Annotated in this window: 19 protein-coding genes; 4 read left to right on the plus strand and 15 right to left on the minus strand. The window is 36.2% G+C overall.

Annotated features, from left to right (window positions below):
• The first annotated feature begins 230 nt into the window (after positions 1-230).
• Positions 231-1493: an L-lactate MFS transporter gene (locus N0O92_RS12345; RefSeq protein WP_315614969.1), complete on the plus strand. Its 1263-nt coding sequence runs from the start codon at positions 231-233 to the stop codon at positions 1491-1493.
• Positions 1494-1604: 111 nt separating this feature from the next.
• Positions 1605-1964 (plus strand): YhjD family protein, encoded by a 360-nt coding sequence (locus N0O92_RS12350; protein WP_315614970.1) that lies wholly within the window; start codon positions 1605-1607, stop codon positions 1962-1964.
• Between the two features lie 55 nt (positions 1965-2019).
• Here N0O92_RS12350 and N0O92_RS12355 read toward each other — a convergent pair whose 3' ends face one another.
• The 4 genes from N0O92_RS12355 to N0O92_RS12370 form a co-directional block, all read right to left on the minus strand.
• The gene (locus tag N0O92_RS12355) at positions 2020-2244 is read right to left on the minus strand and encodes a hypothetical protein (protein ID WP_315614971.1); all 225 of its coding nucleotides are present in this window, start codon (positions 2242-2244) and stop codon (positions 2020-2022) included.
• Positions 2245-2393: 149 nt separating this feature from the next.
• Complete coding sequence (locus tag N0O92_RS12360) at positions 2394-2798, minus strand: hypothetical protein (protein ID WP_315614972.1); 405 nt, start codon at positions 2796-2798, stop codon at positions 2394-2396.
• A gap of 13 nt (positions 2799-2811) precedes the next feature.
• Positions 2812-3246, minus strand: a complete 435-nt coding sequence (locus N0O92_RS12365; protein WP_315614973.1) for a DUF1801 domain-containing protein — start codon at positions 3244-3246, stop codon at positions 2812-2814.
• A 463-nt stretch (positions 3247-3709) separates the two neighbouring features.
• Positions 3710-4483: a DUF6612 family protein gene (locus N0O92_RS12370; protein ID WP_315614974.1), complete on the minus strand. Its 774-nt coding sequence runs from the start codon at positions 4481-4483 to the stop codon at positions 3710-3712.
• Positions 4484-4815: 332 nt separating this feature from the next.
• On the opposite strand from N0O92_RS12370, the gene N0O92_RS12375 reads away from it, so the two are divergent.
• Positions 4816-5145: a hypothetical protein gene (locus N0O92_RS12375; RefSeq protein ID WP_315614975.1), complete on the plus strand. Its 330-nt coding sequence runs from the start codon at positions 4816-4818 to the stop codon at positions 5143-5145.
• A 68-nt stretch (positions 5146-5213) separates the two neighbouring features.
• On the opposite strand, the gene N0O92_RS12380 is transcribed toward N0O92_RS12375, so the two are convergent.
• From N0O92_RS12380 to N0O92_RS12400, 5 genes are all read right to left on the minus strand, one after another.
• Entirely contained in the window at positions 5214-5798 is a 585-nt protein-coding gene (locus tag N0O92_RS12380) for a hypothetical protein (protein ID WP_315614976.1), read from the minus strand.
• Between the two features lie 532 nt (positions 5799-6330).
• Positions 6331-6783, minus strand: a complete 453-nt coding sequence (locus N0O92_RS12385; protein ID WP_315614977.1) for a GNAT family N-acetyltransferase — start codon at positions 6781-6783, stop codon at positions 6331-6333.
• Positions 6784-6870: 87 nt separating this feature from the next.
• Positions 6871-7716 carry an aldo/keto reductase gene (locus N0O92_RS12390; RefSeq protein WP_315614978.1) on the minus strand — a complete coding sequence of 282 codons (846 nt, stop codon included), beginning with the start codon at positions 7714-7716 and terminating at the stop codon, positions 6871-6873.
• Positions 7717-7848: 132 nt separating this feature from the next.
• Positions 7849-8691 carry a mechanosensitive ion channel domain-containing protein gene (locus tag N0O92_RS12395; RefSeq protein WP_315614979.1) on the minus strand — a complete coding sequence of 281 codons (843 nt, stop codon included), beginning with the start codon at positions 8689-8691 and terminating at the stop codon, positions 7849-7851.
• 71 nt (positions 8692-8762) lie between these two features.
• On the minus strand, positions 8763-8894 hold the full coding sequence (locus N0O92_RS12400; protein ID WP_315614980.1) for a hypothetical protein: 132 nt from the start codon (positions 8892-8894) through the stop codon (positions 8763-8765).
• 354 nt (positions 8895-9248) lie between these two features.
• On the opposite strand from N0O92_RS12400, the gene N0O92_RS12405 reads away from it, so the two are divergent.
• Positions 9249-9455: an alpha/beta-type small acid-soluble spore protein gene (locus N0O92_RS12405; protein ID WP_273847882.1), complete on the plus strand. Its 207-nt coding sequence runs from the start codon at positions 9249-9251 to the stop codon at positions 9453-9455.
• Positions 9456-9491: 36 nt separating this feature from the next.
• On the opposite strand, the gene spoIIP is transcribed toward N0O92_RS12405, so the two are convergent.
• From spoIIP to nirD, 6 genes are all read right to left on the minus strand, one after another.
• Positions 9492-10382: a stage II sporulation protein P gene (spoIIP, locus tag N0O92_RS12410; RefSeq protein ID WP_315614981.1), complete on the minus strand. Its 891-nt coding sequence runs from the start codon at positions 10380-10382 to the stop codon at positions 9492-9494.
• A complete protein-coding gene (locus N0O92_RS12415) occupies positions 10382-10918 on the minus strand; it encodes an RNA polymerase sigma factor (protein ID WP_315614982.1) in 537 nt (178 codons plus the stop codon). Before N0O92_RS12415 ends, spoIIP begins: the two co-directional genes overlap by 1 nt.
• Positions 10919-11157: 239 nt before the next feature.
• The gene (hcp, locus tag N0O92_RS12420; protein WP_315614983.1) at positions 11158-12450 is read right to left on the minus strand and encodes a hydroxylamine reductase; all 1293 of its coding nucleotides are present in this window, start codon (positions 12448-12450) and stop codon (positions 11158-11160) included.
• Positions 12451-12951: 501 nt separating this feature from the next.
• A complete protein-coding gene (gene pflA / locus N0O92_RS12425; RefSeq protein ID WP_315614984.1) occupies positions 12952-13683 on the minus strand; it encodes a pyruvate formate-lyase-activating protein in 732 nt (243 codons plus the stop codon).
• Positions 13684-13776: 93 nt separating this feature from the next.
• The gene (gene pflB, locus N0O92_RS12430) at positions 13777-16023 is read right to left on the minus strand and encodes a formate C-acetyltransferase (RefSeq protein ID WP_315615076.1); all 2247 of its coding nucleotides are present in this window, start codon (positions 16021-16023) and stop codon (positions 13777-13779) included.
• A 220-nt stretch (positions 16024-16243) separates the two neighbouring features.
• On the minus strand, positions 16244-16564 hold the full coding sequence (gene nirD / locus N0O92_RS12435) for a nitrite reductase small subunit NirD (RefSeq protein WP_315614985.1): 321 nt from the start codon (positions 16562-16564) through the stop codon (positions 16244-16246).
• Positions 16565-16578: the final 14 nt, after the last annotated feature.

Below are 16578 nucleotides of genomic sequence, written 5' to 3' on the forward strand. Positions count from 1 at the left end.
ACCATTACAATCCTTATCTCTTACATATACCAAGAACTCCTTTCTAAAAATGACACTCATACTTGTGATCTATTTCACATACAAATATCCTTCATTATTTTAAACTGAACTTGCTATAAGAATATTTGTGTTTATCTTTTGTTACGATCCCTGCCATAAACAACGGGAAATCTTTCAGAAAGGAGCAATAGACACATAAAAGCGTTATTTTAGAAAGTGAGTGAAAGACATTGAAAAATAAAAAGAACAGATGGCTAATCGCATTATCTGCTGTCGCAATCCACTTATCAATCGGTTCAACCTACGCTTATAGTGTATATACAAACCCCCTCGGCCAATCAATTGGTTGGAAATCAACTCAAGTTACATTAGCATTTACAATTGCGATTGCTTTTCTTGGCATTTCGGCTGCAACTCTTGGTCGAATGGTTGAAAGAAAAGGACCTCGAAAGTCGGCCATGCTTGCGGCAATTTTATTTAGTTTAGGACAAATTGGAGCAGGTTTTGCCGTTTTTATTCAATCATTGCCGTTGTTTTTAATCATGTATGGTGTAGTGGGAGGAATTGGCTTAGGGCTAGGCTATATTTCACCTGTTTCAACATTGGTGAAATGGTTTCCTGACAGACGAGGATTAGCAACAGGAATCGCGGTCTTTGGTTTCGGAGCTGGAGCACTTGTCACAAGCCCTGTAGCAGCGAGGCTCATTGAGACGATCGGTGTATCTAATACTTTTTTTGTACTTGGTATTACGTACTTGCTGTTAATGATGAGTGGTGCATCTTACATTGCTAGGCCACCAGAAAATTGGATGGCAAATGAGGGAAAAGGAACACAGATCAACAGTAAAAACGTTTTCAAACAAGACTTGTCCCAACTCACGGCAAACCAGGCGATAAAAACGAAACGTTTTTGGATGCTTTGGGCTATGATTTTTATTAATATTAGTTCAGGAATTATGATCATTTCCGTTGCTTCTCCATTATCTCAGGAGATGGTTGGTCTAAGTGTTGCGTCAGCAGCATCTATGGTTGGTTTAATGGGGATTTTTAATGGTGGTGGACGAATTGGTTGGTCAAGCGTATCTGATTATATAGGACGGCCTACCGTTTTTTCCATCTTTTTCATGATACAAATTATCGCCTTTATTGCGTTGCCCAACGTCACAAATGTATTATTGTTTCAGTTTTTGATATTTCTAATTATGACCGTCTATGGTGGAGGATTTGCTGCTTTACCAGCTTTTATTGGAGATATATTTGGCACAAAAGAACTCGGTGCGATTCATGGATACATTTTAACTGCTTGGTCTTCAGCTGGAATTGTAGGGCCTATAGCTGTATCTTATCTACATGAAGCTACAGGAAGCTACACTCCCGCTTTCTTGTTTATCACTGTCTTATTAGTCATTGCGTTATTGATTTCATTCATGATTCAACTTGATATCAAAAAAATTAGAAAGACCCAAACGAGTAAGCTATTAAAAACAGGATAATTTGTCATTTAGAAACGTGTTACCTAACGGGAGCACGTTTTTTACTCTCAAAAGTTGATTTACGAACGTACATTCGTGTATAATTAACTTAAAAAGGGTGGTGGGTACAGAATGATAAAGAAAGAGGAAGAATTTTTAGCGAACCGATTCATTCATTTGCCACTAGTAAGAAAGGTACTTGAACGAGACTTGCTTTCTTTAAGAAAAGCGGATTTGAAATTTAATGAACCTTATATACAATTCGTTGAACGTGTCATCATTGAAATTGGCAAAGATATCGGGAGTGTAAAAAAAGAAATGTTTCAAAAAGGTCTTACGGTATACAATCAAGGAAAAATTGGAGACGTAACAACCTATTTAGTTTCTTGCCGAGGCTATCGTCGAGAGATGCGATTCTTCCCTCATATCTTGAAACAGTCCGTTGAAGAATATGTCCATGAGTATTTCAGTGGTATGAAGAAAAATGCGTAATAACAAAACGGATGCCCCAAAAGGGTAAACCAGCCCTATTGCGACATCCCTTTTATTATATTCTTTTCTTTACATCTGTCCTAATCTGTTCAATAACTTCATCCGGTAAGTTTGCAGGAAGAGAAGTTTCTTCTTCAAACATCCAAGAATTAATAACTTCAAGGTCGGATTTATTAAATGTTACGCTATATGTTTTATAGTCTTGAGTAAAATCAGCTGTTACGTATTCTTGCCCATCAAAGCCATCATCGATAATCATATTCTTTATTTCGTAAGTCATAACGAGATTGTCTCCTTCCTGAATCAATATACTATATATATTTTACGTAACATAGCTGGTTATACACACTCTTAAATCGCAACCTAATGCTGCTTCTGATGAGACGTGATGGGCAATTACCTGTCAAAACAAACATTTTAGTTATACATTCACTTTCCTGAAACCATGTTGAACGGTAAGTCCCTTTCGTCCATTCTGGCACGAATGGTGGTGTATGGCTTATCTAGATTGACTTTATATGCTTTTTGATTTTCTGCTTTTTCACCTAAGAGATCTTCCGCTTGTTTCTGGCTAACATGAATCGTTAAAATATCTTGATTACTTTCTATGCCAATCAAATGAAATGCCGCTTGGTCCTTTAATACCATCTCACTGTTTAAAACAATATAGATTACGTTTTCTTCATCAAAGAAGAGACTGATTCCTCCGTCATGCTGTTCAATAAATTCTTGAATAGAGCCATTTATTTCAGCCTTCGTCATTTCTGTAAATGTTAACTCCGTGCTACACCCTACTACTAGTAAAAGAAGAAAAAATGGCATTAATCTTTCCATACCATACCTCCTACTAGGAATGGTCATTTTGAGCAGGGTACGTTTTTTGTAAAAATGTTACAGACTGTTTAATTAACTCAACAAGAACATTGGTATCTATATCAGCTACTTTATTAATGTACACACAAGCCTTCCCCGTTGTATGCTTACCGAATTTGTTTAACAAGGAATCACGCTCCTCATCACCTGTAGCAAAATACAAACTGATTTTTGTTTTTCTAGGTGAAAACCCTACTAACGGTGCATCTCCTTCATGACCAGACGCATACTTATAGTGATAAGAACCAAAGCCAATGATACTAGGCCCCCACATTTTGGCCTCATAGCCTGTTGTTTCAGCGAAAATATCTAATAGTTGATAAGCATCTTGCTTTTTCTTAGCATTTTCAACCTTTTCAATAAATTCAATAACACTATTGTCTGTTTCTTTCGTTTTTAATTCATACAATTTATTGAACCTCCTTTTTTCTGTAAAACGGCCATAATCTATTCCATTATATGTTAGCACAATGCTTGATAGAAAAGATCTTTTATATGGAAAAACGAGTATAAAACGGTAACGGAAAGACAATCTATTCTTAAAGAACGAACGTAGAGAGGTTGGTTGTCATCCTTTTTTTATACGTATTTATCTGTTTTGTTCCATTGTTACTAGGGTTAGCGATATGGATCATATTACAAAGAAAACTTGGAGCTGGATCTGACAGCTTCATAGCGGCCTTCTCAGGTTTAACTGTTACAGCTGGGCTATATGTTATGGTTATCCTATTTGGAAACGTACTTCTACAATTATTTTTATAATGGTAATAAAAGAAGAGGCGTTCTCTCATTTCTGATGAGAGAACGCCTCTTCTTTACTAGTCCAGCTATAAGGGGAATGGGTTATTGTCTAAATGATAAGTAAACAAAAATTAAAATACCTCGTCTTCTTCAACCGCATTTTCTAACACTTCAGCAGGGAGTTCAATTGATTCAACTCCGTTAACATTTGAAATATCCACCGTTCCACTAATACTAATAGGGAATGACATTCCTTCCTCAGTGATAACCATATCAGCATAAATAATTTGTTTTGTTTGGATATATGTACCCTTTTCAATATAGAGTTCTAAATTAAAATCATTAATTTGGACAGTTTCCAACATTTCTTTTACATGTGGATCATCATTAAAGTCGCCCATCCCTGATTTTAAATAATCTTCAATCAATACGCTATAATTCCCTTCATCACCTGACAGGGAGAGTATATACACATCATCTTCTTCTACCATTGTGAAGTCATCACTAAACTCTAAAAACTTTTTCATTTCTTCTTCGTTGAGCTGGTCCAAATCATCTAATCCCATTTCCGCTGCATCCACCTTAATCCATTCACCAAGCATGCTCATGTAGACCATGTCGTCAAGTGAATAGACTTCAAAGTCCATTGCCATACCAGACATCCCCATACTCATCGTCAAATGCATTGCATCTGGATTATGTGTTACATCTCCTTTAAACGTCATGTTTGTTTCCATTTCCATCATATTAACCGCCATATCCATGTCTATTGAATAACTTTCTAAATCTTCTATTGCCTCAATTGATCTACTTAACACATCATTTTGACTGAATGACTCTGTTGTGCCACATCCTGTTAAGGCAACTAACGCTAAAAGAAAGATAATTGCAGCAATCCGTTTCATGACATGACCTCCTTTGTTTTTATGTAAAAATTACCAACCTAGTTATCATACCATAGTTTCCCAGATTTTTCTTTTATGACCTAAAAATGAATCTCCCCATATTTTAATAGTTCTTTAAGCTTATTTTTAGAAAATAAGCTAATCGACAGTGTAAGAACGGAAGTACTTTCTGTTACACTATTAATCGTATCTTTGGAAGTGTCCTCTCACAATAGATTAATAGATCATAAAGAAATACGAATGTCGTGAAACTGTAATTGAAAGATAACCAATTGTACAAGACTTTTCTGAAGATAGCTTGGCTTAGTTTTGTGTAAGGAGTGTAATACATAATGGATTTAAAAGAACCTGAGCTCAAAAATGCTATACAGCAATTTGATGAATTAATTCTTGATATTCCTGATGAAGTTCAAGGGCTACTAACATTTAAAGCATTTATTTTACAATTTTTGAAAACCAAAACAACCACGGTCTCATTACCAGTGGCAGATGTAATGGCCATTATTAAACAAAAGAAACCATTTATATTCTCCATGTTAAGAAAGGAGTATAGTAACAACATTGCCATCAACATTGTCACGCATAATGATACCGATTACCGTGAAGCTTATAGAAATCTACAACTGTTACGAACGAAATTAGGGATAGTAAAAAGATATTAAAATAGCCAGCTTAGTGCTTCTCATAGTAAACCTACGAGAAGCCGTTTCCCTATCTATTGACGATTTACCTATGCATCCTCTGGAAAGGTTTTCATCATATTTATCAAACCTACCCTTCTCACCAAAAGAATAACTGGACCAAGTAACATCATTCTTCTTAATGGAGCTTTAAACTTTATGATAAAGAAGAAGATCGTTGGTATAGAAACTGTCCAAATAATAAAAGGCTTTTTTGTATAAACGTATCCAAACGAAAAGAGAAAAATATAGATCAGCCATGACCAGAATATGTTCCAACCATTTTGAAAATAAATCATCTTCGTTTTTAGACCCATATACTCAACAAAAGCACACTTGAACGACCATTTCAGAATATGCCTTATTTGTAAGCGTACATCTTCTTTTGGAAGGTTTACCATACATAGCAAAAAAATCAATGGTGTGATGATAAAGATATGGATAACCCTTAATTCCTTTAGTTTTAAATTGTTTGACTGTAATTCCCAGAGAATATGATTTTTAAAGAAGTAATAGTAAGAAGAATTAATAAACATAATGTAGACCAATGCTTGAGCAAACTTAGGAACGATTTTCCACGTTTGCTGACGATAGTTTAGCCATACAAGGAACGAAGATAAAATGATATGCCTCATGTTACTTCCTTTCAATTCTGAATTTGTTACCGCTACTGTAGTTTGAGCAAACGCACCCAAAAAAATGTAAGTAAATGTAAAAGAATAAGGCTAAGTGTGCGAAAATAAAAAAACGTGAAAATTGTATTTTATTCAACATCGAGATTAGTTCACCCTTTCCTTTTAAAAGGTGAACCAATTATACAAAGGTTCCAATAAGAAAATATCATCTTTTTGTTACATATTGACATTTCGGTGTTTAGAATCACCTGTTTATTAAAACCGCGATTAACCAATTAACTTTGTGCTATCGGATTCACTTAAAGGTGTATATAAAATACATGTTTTGTGTCACATTTCTTAACAGGTTTGCTTACTGACGTTAAATAGGTTGTTACAATAAAAGTACCCGAAAAACAACGCTAAGACCCGCATTTTGGCTCTTACCCTTTCATCTTCAAACCAAAAAAGCCAGAGCAAAGCTAATCTGCTTCCTCTGGCCTTTTTGTCTATAATTAGAAGATTCCCTCGTCTGTCCTTTGCCTTTTTCACTTTATAAATCTTGATACAATCGAATCATATCACGACAATGAATACCATTCTCATAAATGTCTTCGGAATAATGTCTTATAAAGAAGTCAACATCAATGCCACAAATTCTAAATCCACATTTTTGATAAAGTGCCAATTGCTGAATGCTAGAGTTTCCAGTTCCAATTTCCACTGTCTTATACCCTCTTGCTCTAGCTTGATTTACAGCATCTAAAACAAGTGTTTTTCCAAAACCTTTCCCTTGTTCTTGTTTCAAGATCGCAATATTAACCAATTCTATCGTATCTGGTCTTGTTGGCAATAATACATACACTCCGACGATGTGATTTCCAATTTCTGCGACATAACATATTCCTCTACTCAAATAATCCTCCACTAATGTTTGTGAAGGGTCGGCATCTAACAATAAATCCATCGGTGCGCTTTCTGTTTTTCTTAAGGCTCTAATGTTCATAATCAAATCTGGTCCTTTGTTAGTAACATAACAATAAGGCACTACTATTTTAGTGCCTTATTGTTCAATGTGTAATTTTGTTTTAATTTAAAATTCTTCATAGATAGACGGGTCTTGATTATTAATTCGACCATCAGGCTTAGTTAATCCTGAGATAAGGTTCATTTCTTCATTAGTAAGAGAAAAGTCAAAGATAGAAACATTTTCAAGCTGTCTTTCAGGAGATGCAGATTTTGGAATAACCACTGCTCCTAGTTGATAATGCCATCGTAAAATAATTTGTGAAACAGTCTTATTATGTTGCTCGGCCATTTGTTGTAGCAGACTATTTTGCAAAACGTCATTTGCACGTGCAAGCGGGCTCCACGACTGTGTTTTCACATCATTCTCTTCATGCCACTTTCTTTGTGCTTCTTGATTAAAAAATGGATGCAATTCAACTTGGTTCATGCTCGGTTTCACGCCAGTTTCTTTTTCTAAACGCTGTATGTGTTCAGGTAAAAAGTTGCATACTCCGATCGAGCGAATCAATCCTTGTTTTTTGGCATCAATTAATGCTTGCCAAGCCTCCACATAATGATCTTGAATAGGATTGGGCCAATGAATTAAATACAGATCATAATAATCTAAATGTGCTCGATATAATGATTCTTGAACAGTCATAATGGCTTTATCATATTCTTGGTAGCGCCCAGGCAATTTAGAAGTGATTCGTAACTCTTCTCTTGGTACCGAACTACGTCTTACAGCTTCTCCTACAGTACCTTCATTTTCATAATTATAAGCAGAATCAATTAAACGATAACCTCTATCATCAATGGCACTTTGAATTGCGTTAGCCCCATTATCACCTTTAAGAGAATATGTACCCAACCCAATTACAGGTATAGTAAGTCCATCATTTAATGTAATCTCTGGTATTGCATTCCCCACCATGAATCACTCCTCTCATTTATACTTAAGATTAACATATATTAGAAATTTTTTCATAGTTTACAATTATTAAATTATTGCGCTTTCACAAAAAAATAAAGCTGTCACGTGACAACTTTATTTTGAGACACACTACGTTAATTGAACTTTGTCAGTTTCTTTTACAAATAGTAATATTTCACGCCAAATGAGATCCTCTGTCGCTTTTGATGTTCGCGAATCCGTTAAATAGCGTAACGTCAGTTTTATGTGACCGTCTTTTACTGTTAAAAAAATTGTTGGGGTAAAATCCTGTGAGTGTAGCAAATATTTTTTAGAAGCTTCATACACCTTAGTATTCGCTTCGCTTGTTAAATGTTCAGAGTACTTGTTCAAAATCGTTTGAAAGTGACGATTGGCTTCTTCCCAATCACTGTCAATCGTAAGACGTACGTCCATCTCATTCCAAATATAGCCAAAACCTTTGGAAGAATTTGAGATTGGATGAATAAAGAGATAGTTGTTAGGAATATGAACAATTTTCCCTGTAGTTTGTTCGCTTTCTATTTTATTAGACACTTCCATTACGACAAAATGAAATAATTTCTGATCAATAACATCACCAGCCAAATTGTTGACAAAAATTCGATCGCCTACTTCAAATGGCCTTTTAATAACAATGATGATGAGTGCAGCAATATTGGTGAAAATTTCCCTGAGAGCAATAGCAATACCAGCTGAAATAAATCCAACATAAATAGTTAAGTCTAATCTTGATTCAGACCAAAGAATAACAAAGATAATAATTAGAACAACAGAATGTAAATAATATAACCTTTTACGTGTAGTGTAATAAATACCGTTATCTTTAATGGTTTTAAATAGTACTTTATTAATAATCCTTATAAGCTTTAAATAAATTAGAAGAATCATTAAAGATAGAAGCAATTTATAGATTATAGGATTCTCATTAATAAATTGAACAATGTCTTGCATAGCCCCTCCTGAAATCATGCCCTACTACCACGATTGTATATATATGTATCGTGTATAAATATATCCTTGTATTACGAGAAGACTTGTAAATCAAAAACAAAATGAGCAATTAAAAAAGCAATGATCATCATTAACATGCCAACTCCTAAACCGATTATCGGCTCCCGAAGTTCATGATTGTTTGATCTCTTTTCTTGCGCCATATGGATTCTCCTCTAGTGCTATTTAGTTTTGAATGTATCAATTATTATTTGGCAAATATCTATTTATGATACAAAAAGACCTCTATCCAAGGTAAAGGCTTGGACCATTATGTTACATGTAAAGCCAAGAAGGTAATCCTGAAAAATAAAACATTTAAATAAGTGAGAATATCATAATTGATTTTAACATGTAAAACAACTGAAAAAATAATTTCACTTATTTTTTCAACATTACAGGGTATCCTTGTAATTTGTATCTATGACTTTTGGAAACATTTACATTATGTTTAAACGAATAAAAGAATGGTTTCTCCAAAATACTATTTTCAAAACCAAGAAAGAGGTGTTTTAATCATGGCAAGTAACAACAATAATTCAAATCAATTATTAGTTCCAGGTGTACAGCAAGCATTGGATCAAATGAAGTATGAAATTGCATCAGAATTTGGTGTTCAATTAGGAGCTGACACAACTTCCCGTGCAAACGGCTCTGTTGGTGGAGAAATCACAAAAAGATTAGTTCAAATGGCTGAGCAACAAATGGGTGGATCTCAGTTATAGTAAAAAAAGCGAGCACTTACAGATGTAAGTGCTCGCTCATTCTTGTAAAATTTCTACAATAATGTCAGATAAATAATCGGTGGCACGTTTGACTTCTTCCATGGAATTTTGGTAACCGCCGATTTCTAGAAGGACCGATTGCCCCAAAAGATCTTGATTGTACATATTTTGATTAAACGTCTGATTTCCTTTTAATAGGACTCCTCTTGATAGTCCTGGATATTTCTCGTCTACTCGTTCATGAAGTTTTTTTGCAAAAGCCAAGTTTTGATCGGACGTAGAATGATAATCACTTACTACAAAAACAATCCTAGCTACCTCTTCACCATTAAGACTCATAGTCGTCTGATCTCTTTCAAGTGTGTCTCGATGAATATCAAACATCATTTGTATAGAGTCGCCGTACTTATCAATGGTTTCCTCTATATATTGTTGCGATATTTCATATGAATCTGAATAAGTTAATCCTTGATTTAGGACTTCTTCTTGAATTTTTCTTTCCTCAAAAAGTACACCGATGCCTGCTGATTCAATGCTTTCAGCTAAATATTCCCCTATTAAAGTGATATTCATTTCTTCATGAAAAGCGTCTTCAGGACGCGGATTATCAATTACCCCTTTCTGTCTTAAATGAGGAAGGTAAGCTTCAGTATCATGAGTGTGATAAATATACACTTCTGGCTTACTAATCGAGGACAGACTAGAAGTTCCTTCAAATAACACATTTGAATTAAAGGCCAATATAAAAAATAAAACCCCCACAACTGCCAAACTTACGACAGGAAAAAATACGTTTCTTCTTCGTCTGTTTGAAAATCGCTGAATTAATTTGTTCTCTAACTCATCAACGAATTCTGGATCGGGAGAAATTTCTTGTTGTTTTCTTTTTAGTTCATGAAGAAGATCTGCTTCGTCTTTTTTGTTCATTATATCCACCTCTCCTTCACATCTACTTCACCCTCTAGGTCTTTCTTTAAAATCTTTAAGGCACGATGATACGTAACTTTTACTTTTGATTCTTTCCATTTCATAATTTTAGCTGTTTCTTTAATAGAAAACTCGTGAATCCCTCTAAGCAGAACAACCATTCGATAGTCGTATTTTAATTGATGTAAAGCAGCATAAAGACCAGATGCCTCTTCTTTTGCTTCTACTATATCTTCGGTGGTTTTCTCTTTTGAGAGGGGAAACTTCCCTAGATAGTCTTGAAACAAATGTTTTCTTTTCTGCTTCCGTATATGATCAATCGTTACGTTTCGAGCAATGGAAAAGAGCCATGTTTTCAATTGAGATTTTCGTCTGAATGTTGAAAGTGATGTGAATAAGCGAATAAAGACCTCTTGCGTTAAATCTTCAATATCATTTCGATCGTTTGTAAATGTAGCAATAAAGCTGTATACATCATGGAAATAACAACGGTAAACCTCTCGAATTTCTTCCTCTATATTTTCATTTTCAGTCAAATCTCCACCCCCAACCGAGCTTTAATTACTGATTAGTCGAACGTCATCTTCAAAAGGTTACAGAAATGATAAAATATTTCTCTTTGATTCTCTATCACATATAGTCTCTAAACCATAACACTTAAACAAGAAAAAGTTCACGTTTTTTAACATAGTAAAAGTTTTTCGTTTACAAAAAGAAGAACAAGAATCAAGGGAATCTGCCTTGGTTCTTGTTCTCTTTTGTGTTTGAAAACTAGTTAGTTTAAAGCTAGCATCGTTTTCATATCTTCTTCAGCCGTAGTAATAAGCTTAAGATCAAATGCTTCTTGAAGAACTTGTAAGACTCCTGGTGTAATCCATTCAGGTGGCTTTGGTCCAATTCGAATGTCTTTGATTCCTAAGCTGAAAAGTCCAAGAAGGATTGCAACAGCTTTTTGCTCAAACCATGATAGTACAATACTTACAGGAAGCTCGTTAACTTCACAGTCAAAAGCTTCAGCTAATGCTAGAGCAATTTTAACTGTTGATACGGAATTGTTGCACTGTCCTAGATCAATGTAGCGTGGAATACCTGTATCGGCTACCGTACCGAAATCATGATCATTAAAGCGGAACTTTCCACAGGATGTTGTTAAAATAACCGTATCATTTGGCAATGACGTAGCAAGCTCACGGTAGTATTTTCCACCTGGTCCCGGCGCGTCACAGCCTGCGATCACAAAGAACCTTTGTATCTTTCCTGCTTTGACTGCTTCAACAATCTCAGGCGCAATTCCGATCACGGTATTATGGTGAAATCCTGTAGTTAATACATCGTCACTTTTCATATCCGCATCTGGGAGTGATAAGGCTTTTTCAATTAATGGAGTGAAGTCGTCATTTAGAATCTTTTCAACTCCTTCTAATCCTGCGATGTCATAAGAAAAGAAGCGGTGAGAATAACTCCCTTTGATTGGCATCACACAGTTTGTTGTTGCCAAAATAGCTCCAGGGAATTTCTCAAACAGACGACGTTGATCGAACCACGCCTTGCCGATATTCCCTTTTAAGTGTGGATATTTCTTTAGTTCAGGATAACCATGAGCTGGAAGCATTTCAGAGTGTGTATAAATATTAATTCCTTTTCCTTCTGTTTGCTTAAGAAGTTCTTCTAACGCAAACAAATTATGTCCTGTAACAATAATTGCTTTTCCTTCAACTTTGTTTTGGGTAACGGTTACAGGTTCCGGAACCCCCAATTTACTTGTATGAGCCTTATCTAGAAGCTCCATCACTTTTACTGCTGATGTCCCCACTTTCATTGCCATATCAATATGTTCTTGCATATTAAAATTCGAGTTTGTTAACGTCATGTATAATGCTTCATGTGTCGTAGCATCAACTTCTGGATCGGAAAACCCTAATTGTCTAGCATGTGTGGCATAAGCAGCAATTCCTTTTAAAGCAAAGACCAGTGTATCTTGCAAACTAGCAATGTCCTCGTTTTTCCCACAAACCCCGATAATGTTACAACCTCCAGTTGGTGTTTGTTCACATTGGTGACAGAACATAAAATGACCTCCTCCGATTACAATAAGTTTTTTCTTTCTATAACATGTATTTTAAATACATCTTTAGGGGTTTGCTGTGATTTTGGTCACACTATATGAAGGTTTTTCCATAAAGCTCTTACATATTGGCAATACATCTTATTTTTTGCAGAGTTGTAATCTTATAACCTTCTTTACTATAGATTTAAACCTTAGAAGATCTATTGCGGTCGTCTATGCTTCTCCTCTCTCCTTTCACGACCGCTAACTGCTCTGTTGCGGTCGTCTACACCTCTCCTCTCTCCTTTCACGACTGCTAACCGCTCTATTGCGGTCGTCTACGAATTTCTCTCCTTCTTTCACGACCGCAACCGGTTCCATTTCAGCTGTCTATGCCTGTTGACCCAAGTTAAGGCCTATACCGACTTGGGTTTTCCTTCCTCTCTTTGCTCTCACAATAAAACAAAAAAACAAGCATGAAACCAAAGATGGCCTCACACTTGTTTTAAAAATCCATTATCCCTACCTACTCCGCAACAACACTTTCGCTTCAGCTACAGACTCTTCTGTCGGCGGTTCCACGTGATCTAACGCATATTCCAATCCGAGCTCTTTCCACTTATAAACACCTAATTTATGATAAGGCAAGACTTCTACTCGCTGAACGTTCTGTAAGTCATCAATAAACGATCGTAGCTTTTTTAAATCTTCTACATCATCAGAGATCCCAGGAACAAGAACATGGCGAACCCAAATTGGGATGTTTTTAGCAGATAGGTAGTTGGCAAATGTTAAAATATGATCATTGCGTAACCCTGTTAGTGCTTGATGTTTTTCTGAATCGATGTGTTTAATGTCAAGCAACACTAAATCTGTTAATGTTAATAGTTTATCTAGTTTTCGTAAAAATTCAGGATGTTCTTGGAAGCAGCCTCCGGATGAGTCAATCGTTGTATGAATGCCTAATTCCTTACATCTTGTAAATAATTCAATAAGAAAATCTAAGTGCAGCAATGGCTCTCCGCCAGAAACAGTTATCCCGCCGCCACTACTTTCAAAGTATGGCAAATACGACTGTAAATCTTCCATGATCTCATCAACAGAGATGTCTTTTCCTTCACCCATTTTCCATGTGTCTGGATTATGGCAATATTGGCAGCGAAGCAAACAGCCTTGCATGAACACAATATAGCGTAACCCTGGACCATCGACGGTTCCACATGTTTCTATTGAATGAATTTTTCCAATCATCATTTATCCCTCATTTTCCTAGATAACCAAGGTGACGAAATATGCCCCCGCTAGTTTCTATCTTTTTTGTTGTCGTAGCTGGGGGCATGTAAGAGCTTATAGAGATTCGTGGAATGTTCGGTTAATAACGTCGATTTGTTGATCGCGCGTTAATTTAATAAAGTTAACCGCATACCCTGATACACGAATCGTTAATTGTGGGTACTCTTCTGGATGTTCCATCGCATCTAATAATGTATCACGGTTGAATACATTAATATTTAAGTGATGACCCCCTTGTTTTGCATAACCATCTAGAATTCCCACTAAGTTTGCTATTTGATCTTGGTCTTCTTTTCCTAATGCCTTCGGTACAATACTGAATGTATTGGACACACCATCGAGCGAGTACTCGTAAGGAATCTTCGCAACAGACGTTAGTGATGCAAGCGCTCCTTTTTGATCACGTCCGTGAAGTGGATTCGCTCCTGGTGCAAATGGCTCACCAGCTTTTCTTCCATCTGGTGTATTTCCAGTCTTTTTGCCGTATACAACATTACTTGTAATCGTAAGCACGGACATGGTCGGAATCGCATTTCGATAGGTTTTATGTTGTTTCAGCTTGTTCATAAATGTTTTGACAAGAGAAACGGCAATGTCATCGACGCGATCATCATTGTTTCCGTATTTCGGGTAATCCCCTTCAATTTCATAATCAACCGCAATGCCTTGTTCATCACGAATGACCTTTACTTTCGCATGTTTGATTGCGCTTAAACTATCTGCTGTTACCGAAAGCCCTGCAATTCCGCATGCCATTGTTCGGATAATTTCTTTATCATGAAGCGCCATTTCAATGCGCTCATAGCTGTATTTGTCGTGCATATAATGAATGATGTTTAGGGTATTCATATACAATTCAGCTAACCAATCCATCACTTTATCGAAATTAGCAACTACTTTGTCATACTCTAAATACTCATCTGTAATCGGACTTAATGCTGGACCAACTTGTATTTTTAACTTTTCATCCATACCACCATTAATCGCATACAATAACGTTTTTGCTAGGTTTGCACGAGCTCCAAAGAACTGCATCTGCTTTCCAATTTTCATTGCGCTTACACAACACGCAATTCCGTAATCATCCCCATAGCTCGCTCTCATCATGTCGTCATTTTCATATTGAATGGAGCTAGTTTTAATTGACATGTTCGAACAATACTCTTTAAATCCTTTAGGTAGTTGATTTGACCATAACACGGTTAAGTTCGGCTCTGGAGCTGGACCTAAGTTATCTAATGTATGCAAAAAGCGGAATGAGTTTTTCGTTACTAGTGGGCGTCCGTCAACTCCAACCCCACCAATGGATTCTGTTACCCATGTTGGGTCTCCACTAAATAATTCATTATAATCAGGAGTTCTCGCAAATTTCACTAGACGTAGCTTCATAACAAAATGATCTACAAGCTCTTGTGCTTCGATCTCAGTTAATGTACCTTCTTGTAAATCACGCTCAATGTAAATATCTAAGAAAGTAGAGACACGTCCTAAGCTCATTGCTGCACCATTTTGCTCTTTAATAGCAGCCAAGTAAGCGAAGTATAACCACTGGAATGCTTCTTTCGCTGTTCCTGCTGGTTCTGAAATATCAAAGCCATACGATGCAGCCATTTCTTTTAGTTCATATAACGAACGTATTTGTTCTGTTAACTCTTCTCTGTCACGAATCACGTCTTCTGACATAGTCGAGCCCGTTGTATTAAGCTCTTCTTGTTTTTGTTTAATTAAAAAGTCTACTCCGTAAAGAGCTACTCTGCGGTAGTCTCCGATAATTCTTCCACGACCATACGCATCAGGAAGGCCCGTTACAATACCTGCTTTACGAGCTAATCTCATTTCAGGAGTGTAGGCATCAAAGACACCTTGGTTATGTGTTTTGCGATATTTGGTAAAAACCTCCTCAACTTCTGGATCTAATGAATATCCGTAAGCTGCTAAAGAATCAGCTGCCATACGAATCCCGCCAAAAGGTTGCATCGATCTTTTAAATGGCTCATCTGTTTGAAGCCCAACCACTTGTTCTATGTCTTTATTTAAATATCCAGGACCATGTGAGACGATCGTCGACACAATGGATGTATCCATATTTAAGACGCCACCGTTTTCACGTTCTTTTTTCGTCAAGTCCATGATTTGATCCCATAACTGGCGTGAGTGATCGGTTGCTTCAGCTAAAAACTCATCATTTCCTTCATATAACACGTAGTTTCGTTGAATGAAGTCTCTCACATCTACATCTGATTGCCATTTTCCTTGTTTAAACGTTCTCCAATTCTTCATTTCATTCACCCTCGCTCTCATCGTTTCAATAATGAGAGTACTCATTATTGAAACGTGAATATTTTCACAAGGTCAGGTGCATGAGTAACATCGTTTCATTTCACGTGCACCTAACCTACCATCTTTAAAACTATATCGTTTATTACCTTACACTTATCAGTTTAGTAGAATTTTCTCGTTTACAATGTGATAAAAATCACAAAACATGATTGTAATTCGTGACAAAATCATGACATCGTTACTAAACGATTAGAAATACATTGTCGCCCTCAATTTCAATTAGGTACGTTTTTACGATTCCTCGGTCCGGAGCCTGAACCTTTCCATCTACTAATGAAATCATCCAATCATAAAGTGGACAATATACAAATTCGCCACTAACAAGACCGTCTGCTAATCTACCGCCTTTTGGGTGGGGACTTTTGTTCTCGATTGCTCGCACATCTCCATTGCTTAATCGAAAAACAGCAATTTCTTCATTATCTACGACAAAAACTTGCCCTACTTGAACAGGTAGTTGATCATACTTGCCTATATTCATGCGTACACCTTGATAAATCATACTAACTCTCTCCT

Source organism: Alkalihalobacillus sp. MEB130, assembly GCF_032335535.1.
Lineage (GTDB): Bacteria > Bacillota > Bacilli > Bacillales > Bacillaceae_D > Halalkalibacter.